This is a genomic window from Haloarcula laminariae, assembly GCF_025457605.1.
Classification (GTDB): domain Archaea; phylum Halobacteriota; class Halobacteria; order Halobacteriales; family Haloarculaceae; genus Haloarcula; species Haloarcula laminariae.
The window spans coordinates 2,094,840-2,115,020 of record NZ_JAMZFY010000001.1; the positions used below are offsets into that span (position 1 = coordinate 2,094,840).

Consider the following 20,181-nt stretch of genomic DNA (forward strand, 5'->3'; position numbering starts at 1 on the left):
TTGGCTTATGCAGGGCGGTGTAGTATATAGGATATGCCGCGATCATCAAACGTCCCCACGGATGCTGCTTTTCGTCTGTCTGATCTCGCCCTCGATATCCCCTCATCTTACCATGGTTGACCACTGTGAACGCCCTCAAGGGACCGAACTGGATGTCATTCTGCTTGATGAACAAGCCCCGATCTCCACGTATATCCTCTGTCCGATAGACCCGAGTGACAAAGAAATAGAAACAACATGGATTCGATTCAAGCAGAGTGATAGCACCCCACTGTCGGAAAACCGGTGAGCAACTCGTTAAGCGATCACTCTGCATCCCCAATTCAGAACACAAATCGTTCAGATTCAGAGAAGGGTTTCGGTCAATATGTCCTCTCAATACTCTGTACTGTCCGGCTTATGCCACCACTTTCTGGCAAAGATCCCATGCGAGATATGCGCCCTCCATCTTGCACAAGCCTATCTCCCAATTTTGGGACAGGTACCTGCGTTTCGCTGTCTTCGGTAAGAGCCTATTCGATACGGGTTAACGACCTCGCAGTAGAGATAGTATTTACCAAACGGTTTTATTTGCCGCTTGACAGGGGTACAGATGGAGTGCCATATCGCGTAGCTACACAGGTTCCTGCCCGAATCCCACGTGGCACTCCATTTCCCGATACCACTCAAGCGACATTGAGACCGTGTGCACACTAGGATATTAACGAGTAGACCGGAGACCACCAGTAAGTTTTCGCGTTCCGTTCGCAAGCACTTACGGACAGCTCATCGCCAAATACCGGGTGCAAACAGTATCTTGGCAATAGTTCTATGAAAGCGTCTTTATGATGGTATGCTAGATCCCTCGGTTCCTTCAGGGGACTTCGATTCTTTCTCTGAAGAAGTTGTATTGACACTTTCGACATCGGGATGATCTGCAGCTTCTTCAATTATTTTCCGGTCGACCGGCCGAAGCTCCACACACAGTTGATATTGTCCATTGCGCTTTTCAAATTCGAAACCGGATTTTTCTGCAGCATCATCCATTAATGTATATGTGTAGTCATCAGATGGCTGGTCAGCGAGATTCTCCTTGAACAAATCTTGGACGTCTGTATAGGTTATGCTATAATCTAACTCATGAGTTTTTAACGCCTCTCGGGTAAGGAGGATCCTAAGCTTCTCAACGCGTTCTTCGCGGTCGAGATCGCCATAAACTGTAATTTGTTCTCGCCTCTCTTCAGAGATGAGGATGTCTTCATTAATCGGATGCTCGACTGCGTTCTTATAAGATATTATAGCTTCAGTGTACAACTCGACTGTCTCGTTATTCCCATCAAGCTCATTAGCTATAGTCCGTATCACCTCTTTTCTGGTGAATTCATCACCTAATTTATTTGCAATATCGGATACCATCATCGGATCAACACTGACACTTTCATCAGATTTAGCTCCCCCCTCGGCTCGCTGGTCAAGTTGAGACTGGCAAACGATACTATTTTCATCAGACAAGCCAGACCGAGTCGATTGATGACTCACGTTTTCTTCATTTCTGTTTGTGTGATCACCATTTTCATCAGCATCAAAAGTGGTATCAGCGTCGATACCACCCGTTACGAGATGATGAATTTTATCTAAAATCCTCTGGCGACGACCTCCGTCACGGTACGAATTCAATGCCCGAGCAAGTGTCGCCCCAAGATTATCGTCGCAGTGTCGTTTCGCAAACGCCGCGAACTCGTCCTTCAACTGTGAATTTACACGGTAGCCAAGCTGAACTGTGTCACTGTGATCAATTCTTTCATTAGATAGGACTGGTGTTGAAGAAGAAATTCCCTGAGACACTAGGTAGTCTTGGAGAAGCTGTTCAGCCTCGTGGAGTAGATTGTCTTTATCCATAAATTCACGCATCGCCGATTCCAGCTCAAACCGGACATAGGAGTCCGCACAACCCCATTTCTCTTCAACAAACCGAACGAATTCATCGCGTTCAGTACGAGGGATGCGCCACCCGAGAACCTCACGAGCGGTCACTGGCCACCACCTAGATTCAGTACGTGTGGTTTCAGTGTGAAACCGCGATTCCTACTTTGTTTCTTTTCGTTGATGTTTTTGTTATCAGTATGATACCGTACAGTAGTAGTAATGAAAATAGAGCGGAGTCCTGATAGTGAGCCGAATTTTCCCCAATCACTCCCACGTAAGGCGGTTTTTTCGTTTCTGTTTCCTGCTACTCGTTTAGCGAGAGACCTTTTTTCGTTTTCTTCTTCATCAACTACAGCTGCGTGGCCAGTTCTCTGTTCAGTACAGTAGCAGGTCCACTTAATTATATAGTGATCTGTTTTTACCGATCTCCAGTCTAGCTCATCGTCATGGACATAAAGATTGTCTGTTTGATCCTGTGAGTGCATTATACCGAGGGTTTATTTTTTGCACCAAGGCGCGGCAGCGGTCTCTTCGCTGGATAGAGTTATCACTAACGCAGCGACACTCTATTCAGGTCCGAAGAGGGGAACCCGGTGCTAGCTTACTTTCTGTTCTGTGCGATTGGTGTCTTCAATCTGAGATAGTTGAGACGTATTGAGTTGGTTCTAACCGCTTCTCGAACTGTATCTCAACTATCTACTGGTGATAGTCTTTGACGATTGTTGTCAGGTTGCTCTTCGATGTTCTAAATGAATCATCAGTCGTTGTCGGTATAATTGAATCGAGTGTACCGTAACCGGATACGAATGATGTTTTAGGCAATTAGATTAATAAGGCAAGATACCGTATCCGAATACGATTATGGCAGGACCAGATCGTGGCCGCGGGATTCTGACGAGTTCCGACCGCGACTATCTCTCGGGTCGAACAAATCTTCAGGATGACAGCGAGCGAAATGCGCGAAATCGAATCCGAAACAGGACCAGAAATGGGTTGTATGATTTCGTTTATCTCAATGAGGATCTTGAGAATAGGGATGTCTCACAAATCATAACTAATTCAGACGGAATCAATGAGGAGATTTTCGAAGCAGCAGAAAATGTTGTTGCCTTTCTCTTTCGTATGTGTGCACATACGCCCGAAACTCCAGGAGAGTCGACAGATAATCGGTTTCAAAAACTCCTAAGAAATGGAATTAAAAAAGGACTTGACGATAGATACGAGCTCCTTGATTTCAAACTTGACCTACAATACGGACTACAACAAGAGCGACAAAATCAATTACTCAGACAATTAGAAGAGGGGGGCAGTTTGACATTAGCGGAACTGCGTGAAGCCCTCAACAATGACTATCTCGATGATAGCTTTCAGTTCAGACCGCTAGATCAAGATGGTTTCCCAAAAAATACAGAACCAGAAGAGACGCTCTCTCATGATGACTACTGATTAGCCTAGCGACCCCCTGTCCGGGAACGTGCGTTCCTGGACAGACTGTCCGTAATAACTATTCTTTAAGTAGCTGGCAACCCTGTCCGTATCCGTGCAAGTAGGCTGCTACGTACGGGTTTCGACAACGGGCCAAAATCTCGACCGACAACTATCTTCTACGGCTGACTACGCACAAGACGAACTCGGAGCGGGCTTGCAGGATATCGAGACCTATCGTGACAAGAGTACCGGTACGAACACTGATCGTAGCGGCTACCAGGACTTAATGGACGATGTCGAGGCCAATGGCTTGGATGCTGTCGTAGTTCATGACATCACGCGGCTCGCTCGCTCATTGCAAGATCTCGACCGAACCGTTGAGCGGGTCACCTCTCATAATACCGAGATCCATTTCGTTCGGGATAATCTCCCACCGTTCATGGGCGAAGATGATCCGATGGCCCGGTTGATGCTCCAGATGCTCGGCGCGTTTGCTGAGTGGGAGGCCCGAGTGAAGCAAATGAACACACGCGAGGGGATCGCTGCCCGCCAGGAAAATGAAGACTACCACCACGGTCCTGCGCCACTCGGCTTCTCGAAAGATGATGGCCGTCTCGTTGAGAATGAAGATTATCACGATGTTGTTGCGGCCCTGGACATGGTTCAAAAAGAGGAACTCTCGAAACGCAAGGCTGCTGAACGACTGGACTGTGCGCGCTCAACGATTGGTCGCGCTCTCGAACGGACTGAACTCTACGGTCTCTGATTTTTGTCGGTCTCACCGGAAATATAGTTTGTTCAAGATATTCGGGCTTTCCCTCAATCACAACGCACTACCCCACGATCCATTCCTACTAACCTCGGTGGTTGCGGCGTGGCTCCTCTACATGTGGCCCTACTCTCAAACCGGTTTCTGGACTCCTTTCAGTGAAGAAGTGTTCTAAACCATCATCACAATATAGCCACCAATGCCAGAGGACGGCGATTCGGACGAGGAGGAAGTGGCATCAGCTGAGGAGCTAATGGAACACATCGAAGGGAACTGGCGGGAGAAGGTCGAAAAAGCCACACTCAACGACTGCGAGCAAATCCGCGCAGCGGGGGAGTACGTCCGAGCGGCGGAAAGCTGGCAAGACGCTGTCAGCCGCGTCGCCGATGGACTGGCCGTCTCGGAGGAACGGGCAGCATGGCTCGTCGGTCTCTACATTAAGATCTTCACTGATCCGTCGAAAAGCGTCACAGGCTATGGCCTCAACATCGGAGGTATCTACTTCAGCACGGAGAAATCCGTGGAAGAACTCCAACCAGAGACAAGGATAGACTCCGTGGATGAGGCTGAGGAGTACCTCCGAGAGTACGTCGGGGTACACGCCGACGAGGCAGACATCAACGAGGTAGCGTTCACCGACGATTTGCCAGAAGAACCTCTCTACCCCTCCCTCGAACTTGACCTCAATGTCCCAACCCCACAACTCACGGGCCTCACGGAGGCGTTGGAGACTATCACTACATCGTACCACCAGCAACTGGCCACCCAACTATCCACGATACTGGACAGCTACTTCGACTCACTCCTATCCGACGCATTAGAGCCAATCGCTGATCTCGCCGGACAGTACCAAGAAATCGAGGAGTCAGACTTCGAGTTTAAGTGGCTCTCCAACGTCAAGCACGCAGCCTTCATGCAGCTCTACCGCGAGTTCTGCGATAAAGGGAACGATGCCGCGGCCGAACTCCTCGCCGCACAACTCCGCGACGAGGAGGGCATCGAGGGCTTCAAAGAGTACTTCCTCTCATTCGACGAGTACGACGAACGGCAGACGATCATTGAAGAGGCACTCGACGCCCACGCAGAGGGAAGATACGCCCTCAGCATTCCCACTCTCCTCACCCAACTCGACGGCATCTTCATCGACCTCGCTCTCGACATCGGCCTCTGGCGGCCCGACCATGATGTAACCGGGGTTGCAGTCGTCAACAAAGGCGAAGGAAGCCCCCGCCACATCTCCGAGATCGACGAGGAGTTCCGTGACTACTACAGTAGCCGCCTCTGGCCGAACCGCGTCGACATCCTTCACGGGAAACGAACCGACTACGCCGACGACGAACTCCTCTCGGCGAAGCTTATCTGGCTACTCTTCCAGACACTCCATACCACCGAGAACATCCGGTCAGCCGAGGACTTCGGAGACTACCACATCCTGCGTTCAGTAGACGAGAATGACGTACACTCCATCACGGCCATCGCCGACCACCTCGACTACCAAGAGGACTATGTCGAAGAGCGTTGTATGGTTCTCGAAGAACAACATGCGGTCTCAATCTCGGAAAATGACAAGGTCTCCATCACCGAGATCGGGCACAAGTATCTCGAAGGCGACCGAAGCCTCGTTGACTGAGGCGATGGAGTAAAGCCCGGTACCGTCTCAGCCGGCGGCGTGATAGTGTTCATTCCTACTGACCGGAGGGATATGATAACTATTCACCTTCCCCGCAGATTGGAAGTAATGAAGAAGATCAAAGGGGCTGATCACGGAGTATTTGAATAGACTTACCTAGTCAGTAAGGCGTGGTCGTTTACGAGAGATCGGGGTGTTGAGAACGTTCTAAGTATCGTTGGGCTGGTTGAGCGGTTCCACGCTGGATCCCTTCTCGAAGCTCTTTCGCCTCTTTGATGTGAACCATCCTGCGGGGCTTCCCAAACTCAATCCTGAACTGGTTCGCATTACCAAATTTCGCCTTGTAGGTACTGGCGGAACTGTTGTAAGTCGGCGGGGAATTAGGAACTCCTGCGACATCATGTACCTGTCCTTGGTTCCGGCTGAGGACACGGTCAAGTTGCTCAGCGTTTACGTCTCGGGCCGCTCCGTAGACTGGAAGGGTTCCGTATTTTGCCCTCTCATCAATGCCACCGCCACGCCGGTTGTATGTAAGGTTCCCGTTCATGAGGTTGGAGAAGCTATGGACCCCGTGATCAGTCAGATGCATACCGAAGTATCCCGACCGCGGCATAATGACTGGAAGGTGTTTCTCACGGGCGAGACTAGTTATATCTGTTATGAATCGTTCAAGCGCCTTCTCATTACCCTTACTCCAAATATTTTCGATGTTGGAGATCGTGATGGCGAGACCAGCGTAGGTTGAGTTCTCTATCTCTGATCTGACCGCCTTCTTTACGCGGACATCATTGTTGTTGTTGTTCGATTCGAATATCCCCTGGTCTACGTAGAAGTGGAGATAAGCAGTCACATTACCACACGACGGATCATCCCACTTTGAGCGAGCGAGTTTCCGCATATAGCTGTTGAACCCAAGGGTTCGACTGATCACATCCTTACCCGTAGATTTCATGACCGGTGGAGCAGGTGGAATGAGGGCAGCGTTGGGAGCGTTGCCTGCGTCATCCGCAAGTCGCTCGAAGTAGTTAGTAAATCCTGAGTCAGCACGGCTGTCGCGCCATGCCTCGTGAACTTTCCCACTACTCTGTGACTGGAACTTCATCGGGACGGCCAGGTCCTTGCTCTTTAGTAGCCCCTTCATCTGCTTCTCCACGAACGGTTGGAAGAAGGAGGGGAGTTTGCCGATAGCCTTCTCGTATTCCTTGTCACGAAGGAGATCGTAGAAGTCCCTAGACCGCCCCTGATCTCCCTGGAACGCGTAGGTCACGAGGTTCTGTGGTCGAGAATAGCGGAATAATTCGACCGGTTCATAATAGTAGAACGGGTGCTCAGTGACCAGAGACCGAATTTCATCACGTACCTGCTTGAAGCGTGGTTTAGACCGAATATCTTGCCAGCGATGACCGGGAACCATAATCGGGTTTTGTTTCTCTAAGGCATTTTTTGCAGACAAGAGTGCCTGAAGCCCCTCGGGGCCGCTCACTTCAGGGGTGTAATACGGCGCTTCGATACCTTCGATATCAGAGACTCGAACTTCATCGAGACCCTGCGAGTTTTTCTCAACGAATTTGAGCTGTTGCATTATTGATCTACCTCGTCCGCGAATTCCTGCAGCTTCTGGAAGACCTCATCTAAAGAGGACATGGGAAAAATAACTGCTCCCTCAGTGGTTTCACCCTCCATCAACGAGAATCGCTTCTCAGTCAAATGGAAGTAGAGATCGTCGTTCTTACCCTGAGCAAGCTGGATATCCAGAATCGTGTCGCCATCCTCAATCCGTTTTTTCCCAAATGAATGAAGTGGCTTCCCATTGGGATAGTAGAAGTACGTCTGCTTGTTCCGTTTCTGGCGGTATACTTCCCGAAGTTGACGGAGGCGAGTAAGGTGTTTATCGACCGTGTTCCGCGCGAGACCAGTTACTTCTATTATCTCGCTCACGGTGATTCCATCCTCCCCGTATTTCCGAACTGCTCGTCGGATCTTATCTTGCGCAAGTGTATCACTCTCTTCGTCTCCAAATCCGTCAACTGAGGGAGTGTCATCAGAGAGGTCGTCAAGTGGGTCTTCAAGATCAGAACCAAGTTCGAGAGCAGATATTTCGGACTCATCGTCTTCTTGGTGGTCATCTCGGTCAGACATTTGTGGCCACCATATCAGACGGTTTGGGGTATGTTCATGTTAAAGGTTCCGGCTATATCGACCGCATTCGAAATATTGTCCGGGACAAAACAGTACGGAAGGTCATTCACCAACTCTATTTCAACGATGGAGGTCAGAGAAAATAACGCGGACATCTAGTTTGTGGTTCGACAGTCCAGATATAACAATGAAGCTTCGTTGTCATGCCAATGGATCAGACCGCTATACTCTCTCTTATATTTTGGAATAACAACCCAATTTTCTAAGCCTCAACTGGAACGAACAGGCCGCCACTGCCAACCGCGAAGTGGTGCTCGTCATGCACGGCACCGCGGTCGCGGAGTACTTCGGGCGCGTGTTCGAACGCGACTGGGGCGGCGGACAGCCGTCGGTACCGCTGGGCATCGCCGCCGCGGTCCTGGGTGCGCTGGCGGTCGCCACCCTGGCCGCCCGGCGCGTCCGCTTCGCCTCGTAGCGAGGATACGACCTCAAAAGTGCGTCAGACGTCGTCGGGCAGGGCCGACGAACTCGCCAGTTCCTCGTCGAGTTCCGCCTCGGCCATCTTCTCGACGAGGGCGTCGACAACCTCGCTGCGCATCCCCTTGACGAACTTTATCGAGCCGACGACGAGGTGGCCGCCGCCCGAGACGCCGCCGCCGTCGACCTCCTCGGTCAGTTCGGTGACGTACCGGGGGATGTCGAGCCGGACGCCGTCCGACCGGAGGACGGCGAAGTCGGGGCCGTAGCCGATGGTGATGACGGGGTCGCCGGTCTCGGCCACCTTCGCGTCGTGAATCTCGCCGGTCGTCTTCCCCGGCGCGGGGTAGGTAAAGCGGTAGGCGTGGTTCTCGACGTCGATGGTGTAGAGGTGAGCCCCGTTGTCCAGGCGCTCGTGGTCGACGTGTTCCATCGCGGCGTCGAGCTGCTGGTCGACGTCGCGCTGGGCCTTCTCGGCCAGCTGGTCGACGAGTTCGCCGTGACGGTCGCGGTCGTCGCAGTCGACGTTGAGCACGTCGGTGATGAGCTGCTCGCCGGAGCTGTAGCGCAGCCAGTGGGTCGCGTAGTCGAGCGCCTCGCCGATGTCGCGGAGTGCGCGCTCGTCGTAGCCCTGCTCCTCGGCCAGCGCGAGGTAGTCCGGCATCGCTTCGCCCTCCGAGCGGTCCGAGAGGCCGGCGACGGCGGGCACGTGTTGCAGCTCCTCGGTGAGGTCGGGGGCTATCATCCGCGCGAGTTCGACACACATCATCCCGGTGGTGATTCGGTAGTCCTCGTCGTGGAGGTAGGGGTTGACGTGTTCCGTGATGAGCGGTTCGACGGCCTCCGGGTCGGGGTGGTGGTGGTCGACGACGACCACGGGGATGTCGTAGTGACGGAGGTTCCGATACGCGGGGGTGTCCTCCTCGGTGGACCCGTTGTCGAGCATCAGGAGGAGCGGGAGCTTCTGGCCGTGGCGGGTCCGGTCCTCCAGCGCGAAGTTCAGGTCCCGGGTCACGTCCTCCATCTCGTAGTACGGCGCCTTGCTCGGCAGCCGCTTGAGGAGGTGCTGGGGAGCGTCGCCGTCCTGGTAGTGGTCGGCGATGAACCGTTCGAGCGCCACTTGCAGCGGGACGCTCGCACAGAGCCCGTCGCCGTCGGCGTGGTGGCGCATCCGGATGGGGCGCCCCTCCAGGACGGTCTTCCGGAGCTCGGTGGCGACCTGTCGTAGGTCGTCCCACAGCTTCTCGAAGGCGGGCCACTCGACGAGCGGGTCGATGTCGGCCGGCTCGGCCGCCGCTTCGAGTGCGTCGTCGAGGTTCGCCTCGACGGCTGTCGCCTCGTCACCGTCGAGCCGCGACAGCGCGTCGACTTCCACCTGCACGCCGCCGTTTCGCTCCTCCGACCGACCCGACACCCGGACGATATCGTCGATTTCGATGTCCGGATGGGCGCGAACGCCGGCCTCCTCGAACGCCGCACAGGGGACGACGCCGGTGCCGTCGCGGACCTGGAAAATCGTGGGGCCGCCTGTCTGTTTCACCTGGACGACCTGCCCCTCGACGACGACGGTGTCGCCGGTCGAGTCGGCGAGTTCGTCGACCGTGGCGGTGGTGCCGTGGGCGACGTGTTCGATCTCGTAGTCGGTGAGCTGAATCTCCTCGAAGCTCAGGTCGCCGTCCGAGCGGACCTCGCCCAGTTCGACGACCAGCGTGTCGCCCTCCTCGTACGAGCCCGCGAGGTTCGAGTCGTGGACCAGCCCGGAGACGGTGTCGGAGAGATCGACGAAGACCCCGTAGTCAACGACGCCGTTGACCGTGGCCAGGTAGCGCGAACCCACGTCGACGTCGTCAGCGGTACAGCCGGCGGCAAGATCGTAGACGATGGCTCCCCCCTCGGGAGCCTCGGCACCGTCGTCGGTGCCAGTTGGCGAAGACATTTGGCGTCACTTCGACACTCGACGGTTTGTACTCTTCGAAATAGTTGGCTAGGAGACGCCGGCTTCGGAACCGGACGAGCCAGCCACTCCCGTTCGAATCGCCGGAAAGCCCGGCGGGCTGGACTCCGGCCCCGAGCTGACCGGCTCGGGGCGGTCCGGCGGTCAGACTGCAGAGTGGCGGTCCTTTCGACAGGGTCACCAACTAATCTAGAGCGGAACGCTTAGAACCGGGCCGGACCCACCACCTGGCATGGGGCTGTTTCGCTCGGGCGAGATTCTCGGCATCGCCGAGTCGGCACTGGAGTTTGCGCGGGCCGCGTCCGAGGACACGCATCCGAACGAGTACATGGGACTGCTGCGGGGCGACGCGGCCCGGAAGGTCGGGCTGGACCGGGACGGCACCGTCCTGACGGACGTGCTGGTCATCCCGGGGACCGAGTCGAACGCCGTGAGTGCGACGGTCAAGACGAGCATGGTACCGAACGACATGCGCGCGGCGGGGTCGATTCACTCACATCCCAACGGGGTCCTGCAGCCGAGCGACGCCGACCTGGCCACCTTCGGGCGCGGGGACGTCCACATCATCGTTGGCTACCCGTACGGGCCCGACGACTGGCAGGCCTTCGACAACGACGGCGAGCCGATCGAGCTCCCCGTCCTCGATATCGACCCGCCCGAGGAGACGTTCTTCGACTTCGACCAGCACGACATCGACCAAGAGCTTCGCGAGGAGGAGTGGGATTCGTGACCCGCGTCGTCGCGCAGGGCACGTTCGACCTGTTACATCCCGGCCACGTCCACTATCTGCGGGACGCGGCCGCGATGGGCGAGGAGCTACACGTCATCATCGCCCGCTCGGAGAACGTCACGCACAAGGAGCCGCCCGTGGTCCCCGACGAGCAGCGCCGGGAGATGGTGGCGGCGCTGAAACCCGTCGACGAGGCCCACCTCGGCCACCCGGAGGACATCTTCGTCCCCATCGAACGCATCGACCCGGGCGTCATCGCGCTCGGGTACGACCAGCACCACGACGAGGAGCGGTTGCAGGCGGCCCTCGGGGAGCGGGGCATCGACTGCGCGGTTCGGCGGGCGAGCCCGCTGGAGCGCGACGACGCCGACCGGTTGCTCTCGACCGGGCGCATCATCGACCGGATTCTGTCCGAGCGGAGCGAGTAGCCGTCCCGCGTGGCGAGGAGTTGGTCTCGGTCTCCCCGTCGGTGGGGCTCGCCGTCGCGCCTTCGACCGTGAGTGTCGCCGTCGAGACGGTCGTCCCGTCAGCGCCGCCGGCGCGGGCTTGGACCGGCAGCGAGTACTTGCCGGGCGCCGCGTTCGGCGGGATGGCGACGATGAACGAGCCAGTCACCGTCCCTATCGGGGGTTCCCAGAGCAGTTCCGGCGGATACATCTCACGGACGGAGGTCGGTCCGGGGTCGAAATCACCCTGTGTCACTTGCCAGACCGGCGGGAGCGCCTCGACGCGGTACGTGACGACGCCGACGCCGCGGGCCGTCAGCTCGACGCCGACCGCCTCGCCGGGCGCGCCCGTGGCCCCGGTGGTCGTCAGTCCGAAGTCGCGGTCGGTCCCCTCGGCGGAGTCGCCACAGCCCGCGAGGGAACCGAGCGTCCCGCCGGCGAAAAGCGACAGCACCGCACGTCTGCTTGGCATACCAACCGCTCCGTGCCCCGCGGCAAAAACAGTTAGCTTTCTTATATGAGGTCGTGCTCGGCCAGCCGGTCGACCGCCTCTTCCAGCCGCTCCTTGCTGTTGGCATAGGAGATGCGGGCGTAGCCGGGCGTGCCGAACGCGCTGCCCGGGACGGTCGCGACCTGCGCCTCCGAGATGGCCTCGTTGCACCACTCGGTGTCGTCGCCCTCGGGCGCGATTTCGGGCATCATGTAGAACGCGCCCTGGGGCTCGGGGACGTGGACGCCGTGGTCCTCGAAGAGACCCATCAGGAACTCGCGGCGCTCGGCGAAGGCCTGGCGCATCTCCTCGACGGCCTCGTCGGTGTTCGTGATGGCCTCGACGCCGGCGTGCTGGACGAAGTTCACCGCACAGGAGACGGAGTGGGAGTGGACCTTCCCGGCCTGGGAGACCAGCTCCTCGGGCCCGGCGAAGTAGCCCAGCCGCCACCCGGTCATCGAGTAGGCCTTCGAGAAGCCGTTGAGCGTGACCGTGCGGTCTTCCATGCCGTCGAACGTGCCAAGCGAGTGGGCCTCGGCGCCGTCGTAGGTAATCTCCTTGTAAATCTCGTCGGAGATGACCGTGATGTCGTGTTCGACTGCGAGGTCGCGGACGCCCGCCAGCGCCTCCTCGGAGTAGACCGCGCCGTGGGGGTTCCCCGGCGAGTTGACGACCAGCAGTTCGGTGTCGTCGGAGACGGCCTCGGCGAGGTCGTCGAGTGCGCCCTCAAGCTGGAAGTCGTGTGCCGCGGTGTCGACGCGGGTCAGCGTGCCGCCGGCCAGCTTCGCCATCGCCTCGTAGGAGACCCACGCCGGGTCCAGCAGCGCGACCTCGTCACCGTCGTCGATTATCGTCTGGAATATCTCGTAGAGGGCCTGTTTGCCCCCGGGCGTGACGATGATGTTGTCGGTCCCGTACTGGGTCAGCCCGTCGTCGTGGAGCTTCCCGGCGATGGCCTCCTTCAGTTCGGGAATGCCGTTCGAGGAGGTGTAGCCGGTGTGGCCCGCGTCCAGGGCGTCCTTGGCGGCGTCCTTGATGTTCTCGGGCGTGTCGAAGTCGGGTTCGCCGACGCTCAGGTCGACGACGTCCTTGCCCTCGGCCTCCAGCTCGGCGGCCTTGTTGCTTATCGCGAGTGTCGCACTCGGCTCTACACGTTCGACCCGTGAAGCGAAGTCCATAGTCATAGTTTTGCGAGTTCGATGGCGCTCGTGACGGCCGAGCCGCCCTTGTCCGTGCGCGCCTCGGCTTCGTCCTTGCTCATGCCCGGCCCGATGATGCCCAGCGTGACGGGGGTGTCCCGCTTGAGCGACACGTCTGTCAGCCCCCCAGCGGCGGCGTCGGTGATGACCTTGTCGTGGTCCGTATCGCCCTCGATGACGACGCCCAGCACGGCGACGGCGTCGATATCGTCCAGCCGCGCCAGCCGGTCGGCGGCGAGCGGCGTGTCGTAGGCGCCGGGGACCGAGAGCGTCTCGGCGATGGTCGCGCCCGCGTCGGCGGCGGCCGCGTGCGCCGACTCCCGCATCGCGTCGATGACGTCCCCGTGTTTGTCGTACTGAGCCACGACCAGTCCGAGCTGCACCATATTCGGTTTGGGGACACTCGCGCGTAAAGAACTACCGTTCCGTGTCGGGAAACCAGAAAGATTCTAATCCCCGCTCGTCTTGCACTCAGTAATGTCTACGTCGAGCGGTGTCGTCTCTGCCCTCCAGCAGTTCCGGGACCGGAGCGCGGCGTGGTTCGACAGCGACGACTACGCGACGCTGAAAGTCGTCGTCGCGATAACGGTCCTCTCGCTCGTCCTCCGCACCGTCTTTCTCGGCGCCCGCGTGGCCCACTTCGACGAGGGCCGGGTGGCCTACTGGGCCTGGCACTTCGGCGAGACGGGCAACTTCGCCTACCGGTACATCATCCACGGGCCGTTCATCCAGCACGTCGACCGCTGGCTGTTCGCCCTCATCGGGCCCAGCGACTTCGCGATGCGGCTCCCGGTCGCCGTCGTCGGCGGACTGCTCCCCCTCTCGGCGCTGCTCCTGCGGGCGCACCTGGACCGGAGCGAGACCGTCGCGCTCGCGTTCCTCTTTACGCTCGACCCCGTCCTCGTCTACTACTCGCGGTTCATGCGCAGCGACGTCCTCGTCGCGGCGTTCATGTTCGTCGCCTTCGCCCTGCTCGTGCGGCTCTACGACACCCGCAAACCGCGCTACATGTACGCCGCCGCCGTCTTCCTCGCGCTCGGCTTCGCCTCGAAGGAGAACGCGCTCGTCTACGTCGTCACCTGGCTCGGCGCGACCGGTCTCCTGCTGGCGAAGCTTCTGATTCTGCCGAACGGCTTCCGCGACGCCGCCGCGTTCATGCTCCCCCGGCAGGTCAACGACCTCGCGACCGCCGTCCTGCCCGAGCGTTTCGGCCGGGTCGAGTTCGCCACCGGCCCCCCGTCAGCCGGCGCCGTCTGGGCCCGCGTGGTCGGCCGGGTGAAAGGCGACGTGTGGCGGGTCGTCGGTATCGTCCAGTCGTTCCGCAAGCGCCACGACCCCGCCTGGCAGGTCGCCGGCGCCTACGTCGGGCACGTCGTCCTCGCGCTGGTCGTCTTCGGGTTCGTCTCGCTGTACTTCTATGCGCCCCGCGGCGCCGGCATCGACGGCATCGAAAGCCACCCGGTCATCGCCGCGTCGACGCCCGGCTACGTCGGGTTCTGGGAGGGGATAACGAACCCAGCGCTGTTCGGGCAGCTGCTCGAGACCACGGTAGACCGCGTCGTCGACCAGTGGGGCAACTGGCTGGAGCCCGGCACGGAGAAGGCCCGGGACACGTACATGAAGCACTTCTGGGTGTCCACCGAGGCGCTGATACTGGGGTCGCGCGTGGTGGCGGTACTCGGGGCCGTGGGCTACGTCCTCGACCGGCTGAGTGCCACGACACCCCGTCACCTGGTCCCGTTTTGCTTCTATGCGGGCTTTGTCTCCATCTTCGGCTACCCGCTGGGGACCGACATCGGCGCGCCCTGGCTCGCCGTCCACGCCATCGTCCCGCTGGCGGTGCCGGCCGCAGTCGCGCTGGGCGCCGTGTTCCGCTGGGGGTCGGCGTCGCTTTCGACCGGTGACACGTCCCGCTTTACCAGCGCGACGCTCGTCCTCTTTGCCCTGTCGCTGCTTGTCGCCCAGTCCGCCGTGGGACAGGTCTATACGAACACCACCGAGGACGGGAACCCCCTGGTCCAGTACGCCCAGCCCAGCGAGAGCCTGAAAGACGACCTCCGGGAGATGGACCGGCTCGCGACGGCCAACGGCGGGCACACCGACGTGCTCGTCTACTACGGGCAGTCGGGGGGAGAGTTCGACCAGCACAACGCCTACGTCGGACCGAACCGGGACGAGTGGGACGAGTCCTACCGGAACAACAAACCCACCTGTCTGATGTGGTACAACGCACTGCCGCTGCCGTGGTACTTCGCCGCGGGCGATATGGACGTTCAGTGTGAGAACAACGAGCGGAATCTGGAGTCACTCCTCCGCCAGAGTCCGCCGCCGGTCATCATCACCCAGGACTTCGACCCGACAGTCCCCGAGGCGGCGCTGGAGGCCGCCGGCTACGAAAACGAGACCCACCGGATGCGGACCACCGGCGAACGGAACCTGTTCACGGTCTGGACGAACGAGGACGCCGTCGGCAACGAGACGGCACAATGACAACCGCCGTCGGCACCGGGATGGCGCAGTGACAACCGCCATCGACAGCGGGACCGAGCGCTGGAACTCAAAGGCTTAAGCGGACCCCAGCGGTAAGTCCGGCCATGACACGAACCTCTCCCGGCCCGACCGTCGGCGTCGTCGGCGGGGGACAGCTCGGACGGATGCTCGGCGAGGCCGCGGCGCCCCTCGGCGTCGAAGTGGTCGTCGCAGACCCGACGCCGGACTGCCCGGCCGCGCCGGTGGTCCGGGACCAGCTCGTCGGCGGTTTCGAGGACGAATCGACCGTCCGCGAACTCGCCGAGCGGGCCGACGTGCTGACCTTCGAAATCGAACTCGCCGACCCCGACGCCATGGAGCGGGTCGCCCAGGAGACCGGAACGCCGGTCCACCCGGCGCCGGAGACCCTGCGGACCATCCAGGACAAACTCGTCCAGAAGCGCCGGCTCTCCGAGGCCGGCGTGCCCGTCCCCGAGTTCCGCGGGGTCGACACCGCCGACGAACTCCGCGAGGCCTGCGAGGAACTGGGCTACCCCGCCATGCTGAAGGCCCGGACCGGCGGCTACGACGGGCGGGGCAACGTCCCGGTATCGGGCCCGGAAGACGCCGAGGCCGCGATAGACGAGGTCGCCGGGCCGGCCATGGTCGAGGAGATGGTCGACTTCGAGCGCGAACTCGCCGTGATGGGCTGTCTGGGCGACGGCGAACGGGACACGTTCCCCGTCACCGAGACCGTCCACCGCGAGGAGATTCTCCGCGAGAGCGTCGCACCGGCGCGGGCGAGCGACGAGGTCCGGGAGCGCGCCCGGGACGTGGCGCTGAAGGTACTCGACGCCATGGACGGTCGGGGCGTCTTCGGTATCGAACTGTTCCAGACCAGCGAGCCGCGGAGCGGCTCGGAAGGTTCGAGCGGGCAAAGCCCGCAAGAAGGCGAGATTCTGCTCAACGAAATCGCCCCGCGCCCGCACAACTCCGGTCACTGGACCATCGAGGGGTGCCACACCTCGCAGTTCGAACAGCACATCCGGGCCGTGCTCGGCGAGCCGCTCGGGACGACCGAAATCCGGGACCCGACCGTCTCCGCTAACATCCTCGGCGACATCGAGGAGCGCCAGGACGCCGTGCTGCGCGGGGAGGAGACGGTACTTGCGACGGAACGAGCGCACCTCCACTGGTACGGCAAGCGCGAGGTGTACCCGCTCCGGAAGATGGGGCACGTCACGATGACTGGCGACGACCGCGACGGGCTGTTGGCCGAGGTCAGCGAGCTGCGCGACGGGCTCACTTTCCGCGGGTAGAACCGAGCGGCATTTGTCCGTCCGGACCCGAGCGCGAGGTATGGACCGACGGGCCTTCCTCCGGACAGCCGTCCCGACGGCGGCGGTCGGACTGGCCGGCTGTATCGGTGGCGGCACACCGAGCGACTACGACGTGGGGATGGGTGCGAAGGTGTTTCGCCCGGAGACCATCGAGGTCTCGGCCGGCACCACGGTCACCTGGCTGAACACGAACAAGCAGGGCCACTCCGTGACCGCCTACGAGAGCGGCCTCCCCGACGGCGCCGACTACTTCGCGTCCGGCGGGTTCGACAGCGAGGAGGCCGCACGCGACGCCTGGGGCAACAGCTCCGGCGGGACGATGTTCGAGGGCGACACCTTCGAACACACCTTCGAGGTGCCCGGCGAGTACCCCTACTTCTGTATCCCCCACGAGACGGGTGGGATGGTCGGTACCGTCGTCGTCACCGGGGAGTCGGCAACGCCGACCGAGGCTGTGACGGCCACGACGGACTGACGGAGCGGGGGCTCACGGCGCGGCCGCTCGTCGTCGGTGAGAAAAAGTGAAGTGAGCCGTCCTGAATCAGGCTTCGACGTCGACGTCGTCCTCGTCGACGTCGACGGCCGTCTCCTCTTCGGCGGCGACCTCTTCGGGACGCGCTTCGAGCGTCGTCTTCTGGATTTCGACGCGTCGGAGCGGGTAGATGTCCTTGGCCTCGCCGTAGATGGCCGAGGAGAGGCGGCCCTCGACGACCGAGTCGATGACCTCTTCGAAGGTGCGGTCCTTCGCGGTCTCGCGGACGAGGTCGATCATCGTCCGGCGGATGGCCTTCTCCTGGGAGGCGTCGGCCTTCTTGGTCGTGACGGCGACCGGCTGAATCTGGACGCGGTAGTCGTCCGTCGTCAGCACGGTGATGAAGGCCTCGACCTTCGAGGAGCCGCGGCGGACGAGCGAGCGCAGGTAGTCCCGCGTCAGCTCGTGCTTGATGAACTCCGTGTACGCGGTGTCGGAGGCGACCTCGTTGATCTTGAAGGTCAGTTTCGTGTTGTTCTCGCTGGCGTCGTTGTTCAGTTCGCCCAGCGTGGTCTCGATGGTGCGGCCGAGCACCTTGTCCGGTTCGTCTGCTGTGGTCTTGCCGAGAGTCTCCCGGTCGAACTGCTCGGGAGCCTGCACGGTGTACCACCGTTTCTGCTGTGTGCGCTTGGAGACGCTTCGTTCACTCATGGTTGGATTGTGTTGGGTCGGTCGTAAGCTGTGCTGCGACGCGGAGGTTGACGACGTAGTCGTCGACTGTCGACTGGAGGCCGCTGGTGTTGTCGCGCTCTATCGTCGTGACCACGGCGTCGCCCTCGACGCGGGTGGTCATCTCGGCGGTGTTGTCCGGGCGGACGGCCGCGACGACGCGTTCGGCGGCGTCGGGCGAGCCGAACTCGGTCTCGATGTCGGCCCGTCTCATACTGCCTCCCGGAACGCTTCGATGAGTTCCGACGTGGGCACGTCGAACTGTGCGCGGGCGCGGTCGTCCCGTCCCGCCGACTCGCCGCCGACGGCGTCGGTCGCGGCGCGCATGGTCGCGGCCACGTCCCGGCCGTCGGTCGCGCGGGCGGCCGCTTTGCCGTCGGTCACGACGAGCGTGACCGGCTCCGGCGCGTGGAAGTCGGCCAGGAGGCGGGCGACGGTGCCGACCGGCATCTCGTCCCCGCGGGCGACGAACAGGCCGTCGTACCGGCCGGTCGTCGCGTCGGCGACGGCGCCGTGGGCGCGGCTCGCGTGGGTCCGCCAGGCCGACAGCGCCGATTCGCGGACACCCTCGTGCCCCAGCGCGAGCGCGATGCCCGTGCCGGGTGCCTCGCGGGCGACCGCATCGAGCACGTCGGCGTAGCCGCCGACCGTCTCGAAGGGGCCGCCGGCGTAGGGGTGCAACGCCGCTGCGACTGTCTCGGTCGCCCGCTCGGGAGCGTCCTCGGTGACAGCCAGCGCGACCAGCGACGCGATGCGCCGGCGGTCGTCGTCGGCGGGGTCGTCGGGCAGGTCCAGCTCCGCGAGCGCTGCCCGTGCCCGTTCGACATCTCCGGAGAACGGGCCCGACAGCAGCGTCGAGTGGGCCAGTCCGTCGGCGATGTCCGCGACCGGGACGGCGAGTCCCGGACGTCGTTCGACGCCGGCGCGTTCGGCGGCGTCGGCGACCGTGCCGTCGACCGCGCCGCCGGCAACGGTGCCGGCGAGCGCGAGGACGGGGTCCGGACTGGCGCCGAGTTCGCGGGCGACGGTGTTGGCCGTCGCGGCCGGCCTCGCCGACAGCGTGTGGTCGGCGCCGTGACCGCCGGCGCCGAGCGCGACTGTGACGTCTGCCTCGGTGGACCGGTCGGGGTCGGCGAAGGGGGCGACGACGCTCGCCTGGAACGGCGTGTCGTCGGCCGTCAGTGCCTGCGCCAGCAGCCCCGTCCCGGCGAGCGCCTCGCCGGTCGCGTCGCTGACGAGCCGCACGAAGGCGGCCCCGTCGAGCGCGGCGGCGAGGTCACTGGGCGAGGGGGCTGGCGCCTGGTCCCGACCGGTAGCCGACATTACAGGAGCGAGGCGGCTTTCTCGTAGCTGTAGGTGAAGTCCTCGTCGATTTCGTCACCGCGGTAGTAGTCGACGAGCCGGCGAATCTTCGACTGCGTGTTCTGCAGGGCGCGCTTGTTCTGGTGGTCGCCGGGGTGTTCGTCCATGTGGTCGCGCAGGCGGACCGCGCGCTTCATCAGGTTTCGGAGGTCCTCGGGGAAGTCGGGGTCGGCGTCGTTGTCCTCGAGAATCTCGGTGACCTTCTTGCCGGTCGCCAGCTTGACGTTCGGGATGGACGTGCCCTGAACGCCTTCGTCGCGCAGTTTCAGGCCGATTTCGCTGGGCGAGTGGCCCTGCTCTGCGAGTTCGACGACGCGTGCCTCGATGGCGTCTTCGTCGACGTCGCTCCACTCCGGGGGTTCGTCTGCCGCCGGCTTGTCCGAGTCGGACGAGCCGCGGCGGCGTGTGTGCATTCGTGCCATAGTTGTCGTTGGAACCGCACGAACCGCTCGTCGCTACCGGTAGCGAGGCGTATCGGCATCGGCTGATGCCAAACACGGCCGCAATCCCGAGCCGCGGAAGCCCGCGGCGTGTCAGATTTGCGGTCGTGCTGTTCCCGTGGGGAACTCGCCCGTCACGGGACTAAACCGTTTCCATCTGTCCCGAGGGGTCGTTGCGGGCGGAGAACGGCCAGCGCGCTTA

General features: G+C 61.0%; 21 protein-coding genes. 9 read left to right on the forward strand and 12 right to left on the reverse strand.

Annotated elements, in window-relative coordinates:
* Nucleotides 1-822: 822 nt before the first annotated feature.
* Both NJQ98_RS10670 and NJQ98_RS10675 read right to left on the reverse strand, forming a co-directional pair.
* The gene (locus NJQ98_RS10670) at nucleotides 823-2,013 is read right to left on the reverse strand and encodes a hypothetical protein (RefSeq protein ID WP_262178407.1); all 1,191 of its coding nucleotides are present in this window, start codon (nucleotides 2,011-2,013) and stop codon (nucleotides 823-825) included.
* The gene (locus NJQ98_RS10675) at nucleotides 2,010-2,390 is read right to left on the reverse strand and encodes a hypothetical protein (protein WP_262178408.1); all 381 of its coding nucleotides are present in this window, start codon (nucleotides 2,388-2,390) and stop codon (nucleotides 2,010-2,012) included. The genes NJQ98_RS10670 and NJQ98_RS10675 overlap by 4 nt, the downstream gene beginning before the upstream one ends.
* Nucleotides 2,391-2,766: 376 nt before the next feature.
* Between NJQ98_RS10675 and NJQ98_RS10680 the strand changes: the two genes are divergently transcribed.
* From NJQ98_RS10680 to NJQ98_RS10690, 3 genes are all read left to right on the forward strand, one after another.
* Nucleotides 2,767-3,351 carry a DUF8102 family protein gene (locus NJQ98_RS10680; protein WP_262178409.1) on the forward strand — a complete coding sequence of 195 codons (585 nt, stop codon included), beginning with the start codon at nucleotides 2,767-2,769 and terminating at the stop codon, nucleotides 3,349-3,351.
* A 94-nt stretch (nucleotides 3,352-3,445) separates the two neighbouring features.
* Complete coding sequence (locus NJQ98_RS10685; protein ID WP_262178410.1) at nucleotides 3,446-4,099, forward strand: recombinase family protein; 654 nt, start codon at nucleotides 3,446-3,448, stop codon at nucleotides 4,097-4,099.
* A gap of 202 nt (nucleotides 4,100-4,301) precedes the next feature.
* The gene (locus tag NJQ98_RS10690; protein ID WP_262178411.1) at nucleotides 4,302-5,732 is read left to right on the forward strand and encodes a hypothetical protein; all 1,431 of its coding nucleotides are present in this window, start codon (nucleotides 4,302-4,304) and stop codon (nucleotides 5,730-5,732) included.
* A 178-nt stretch (nucleotides 5,733-5,910) separates the two neighbouring features.
* Here the strand turns inward: NJQ98_RS10690 and NJQ98_RS10695 are convergent, their stop codons facing one another.
* Complete coding sequence (locus tag NJQ98_RS10695) at nucleotides 5,911-7,314, reverse strand: hypothetical protein (protein ID WP_262178412.1); 1,404 nt, start codon at nucleotides 7,312-7,314, stop codon at nucleotides 5,911-5,913.
* Nucleotides 7,314-7,871, reverse strand: coding sequence for a winged helix-turn-helix domain-containing protein (locus NJQ98_RS10700; protein WP_262178413.1), 558 nt, complete (start codon nucleotides 7,869-7,871; stop codon nucleotides 7,314-7,316). The genes NJQ98_RS10695 and NJQ98_RS10700 overlap by 1 nt, the downstream gene beginning before the upstream one ends.
* Nucleotides 7,872-8,190: 319 nt before the next feature.
* Here NJQ98_RS10700 and NJQ98_RS10705 point away from each other — a divergent pair, with 319 nt between their 5' ends.
* Nucleotides 8,191-8,346 carry a hypothetical protein gene (locus NJQ98_RS10705; RefSeq protein ID WP_262178414.1) on the forward strand — a complete coding sequence of 52 codons (156 nt, stop codon included), beginning with the start codon at nucleotides 8,191-8,193 and terminating at the stop codon, nucleotides 8,344-8,346.
* 24 nt (nucleotides 8,347-8,370) lie between these two features.
* Here the strand turns inward: NJQ98_RS10705 and han are convergent, their stop codons facing one another.
* On the reverse strand, nucleotides 8,371-10,284 hold the full coding sequence (han, locus tag NJQ98_RS10710) for a Hef-associated nuclease (protein ID WP_262178415.1): 1,914 nt from the start codon (nucleotides 10,282-10,284) through the stop codon (nucleotides 8,371-8,373).
* A gap of 250 nt (nucleotides 10,285-10,534) precedes the next feature.
* Between han and NJQ98_RS10715 the strand changes: the two genes are divergently transcribed.
* Both NJQ98_RS10715 and NJQ98_RS10720 read left to right on the forward strand, forming a co-directional pair.
* Nucleotides 10,535-11,032 carry a Mov34/MPN/PAD-1 family protein gene (locus NJQ98_RS10715; RefSeq protein ID WP_262178416.1) on the forward strand — a complete coding sequence of 166 codons (498 nt, stop codon included), beginning with the start codon at nucleotides 10,535-10,537 and terminating at the stop codon, nucleotides 11,030-11,032.
* A complete protein-coding gene (locus NJQ98_RS10720) occupies nucleotides 11,029-11,460 on the forward strand; it encodes an FAD synthase family protein (protein WP_262178417.1) in 432 nt (143 codons plus the stop codon). The genes NJQ98_RS10715 and NJQ98_RS10720 overlap by 4 nt, the downstream gene beginning before the upstream one ends.
* Here the strand turns inward: NJQ98_RS10720 and NJQ98_RS10725 are convergent.
* The 3 genes from NJQ98_RS10725 to ribH are packed head-to-tail and all read right to left on the reverse strand — an operon-like array spanning nucleotide 11,426 to nucleotide 13,553.
* The gene (locus NJQ98_RS10725; protein WP_262178418.1) at nucleotides 11,426-11,950 is read right to left on the reverse strand and encodes a hypothetical protein; all 525 of its coding nucleotides are present in this window, start codon (nucleotides 11,948-11,950) and stop codon (nucleotides 11,426-11,428) included. The genes NJQ98_RS10720 and NJQ98_RS10725 overlap by 35 nt on opposite strands.
* A gap of 41 nt (nucleotides 11,951-11,991) precedes the next feature.
* Nucleotides 11,992-13,152 (reverse strand): pyridoxal phosphate-dependent aminotransferase, encoded by a 1,161-nt coding sequence (locus tag NJQ98_RS10730; RefSeq protein ID WP_262178419.1) that lies wholly within the window; start codon nucleotides 13,150-13,152, stop codon nucleotides 11,992-11,994.
* Nucleotides 13,149-13,553, reverse strand: a complete 405-nt coding sequence (gene ribH / locus NJQ98_RS10735; RefSeq protein WP_262178420.1) for a 6,7-dimethyl-8-ribityllumazine synthase — start codon at nucleotides 13,551-13,553, stop codon at nucleotides 13,149-13,151. The genes NJQ98_RS10730 and ribH overlap by 4 nt, the downstream gene beginning before the upstream one ends.
* 91 nt (nucleotides 13,554-13,644) lie before the next feature.
* On the opposite strand from ribH, the gene NJQ98_RS10740 reads away from it, so the two are divergent.
* The 3 genes from NJQ98_RS10740 to NJQ98_RS10750 all read left to right on the forward strand — a co-directional run bounded on the left by NJQ98_RS10740 (nucleotide 13,645) and on the right by NJQ98_RS10750 (nucleotide 17,451).
* Complete coding sequence (locus tag NJQ98_RS10740; protein ID WP_262178421.1) at nucleotides 13,645-15,657, forward strand: flippase activity-associated protein Agl23; 2,013 nt, start codon at nucleotides 13,645-13,647, stop codon at nucleotides 15,655-15,657.
* A 104-nt stretch (nucleotides 15,658-15,761) separates the two neighbouring features.
* Entirely contained in the window at nucleotides 15,762-16,955 is a 1,194-nt protein-coding gene (locus tag NJQ98_RS10745) for a 5-(carboxyamino)imidazole ribonucleotide synthase (protein ID WP_262178422.1), read from the forward strand.
* Nucleotides 16,956-16,995: 40 nt separating this feature from the next.
* Entirely contained in the window at nucleotides 16,996-17,451 is a 456-nt protein-coding gene (locus NJQ98_RS10750; RefSeq protein WP_262178423.1) for a plastocyanin/azurin family copper-binding protein, read from the forward strand.
* A gap of 66 nt (nucleotides 17,452-17,517) precedes the next feature.
* On the opposite strand, the gene NJQ98_RS10755 is transcribed toward NJQ98_RS10750, so the two are convergent.
* The 4 genes from NJQ98_RS10755 to NJQ98_RS10770 are packed head-to-tail and all read right to left on the reverse strand — an operon-like array spanning nucleotide 17,518 to nucleotide 19,961.
* Nucleotides 17,518-18,159, reverse strand: coding sequence for a 30S ribosomal protein S3ae (locus NJQ98_RS10755; protein WP_262178424.1), 642 nt, complete (start codon nucleotides 18,157-18,159; stop codon nucleotides 17,518-17,520).
* Nucleotides 18,152-18,391, reverse strand: coding sequence for a KEOPS complex subunit Pcc1 (locus NJQ98_RS10760; RefSeq protein WP_262178425.1), 240 nt, complete (start codon nucleotides 18,389-18,391; stop codon nucleotides 18,152-18,154). Before NJQ98_RS10760 ends, NJQ98_RS10755 begins: the two co-directional genes overlap by 8 nt.
* Nucleotides 18,388-19,500 (reverse strand): hypothetical protein, encoded by a 1,113-nt coding sequence (locus NJQ98_RS10765; protein ID WP_262178426.1) that lies wholly within the window; start codon nucleotides 19,498-19,500, stop codon nucleotides 18,388-18,390. Before NJQ98_RS10765 ends, NJQ98_RS10760 begins: the two co-directional genes overlap by 4 nt.
* Nucleotides 19,500-19,961, reverse strand: coding sequence for a 30S ribosomal protein S15 (locus NJQ98_RS10770; protein ID WP_262178427.1), 462 nt, complete (start codon nucleotides 19,959-19,961; stop codon nucleotides 19,500-19,502). Before NJQ98_RS10770 ends, NJQ98_RS10765 begins: the two co-directional genes overlap by 1 nt.
* Between the last annotated feature and the right edge of the window lie 220 nt (nucleotides 19,962-20,181).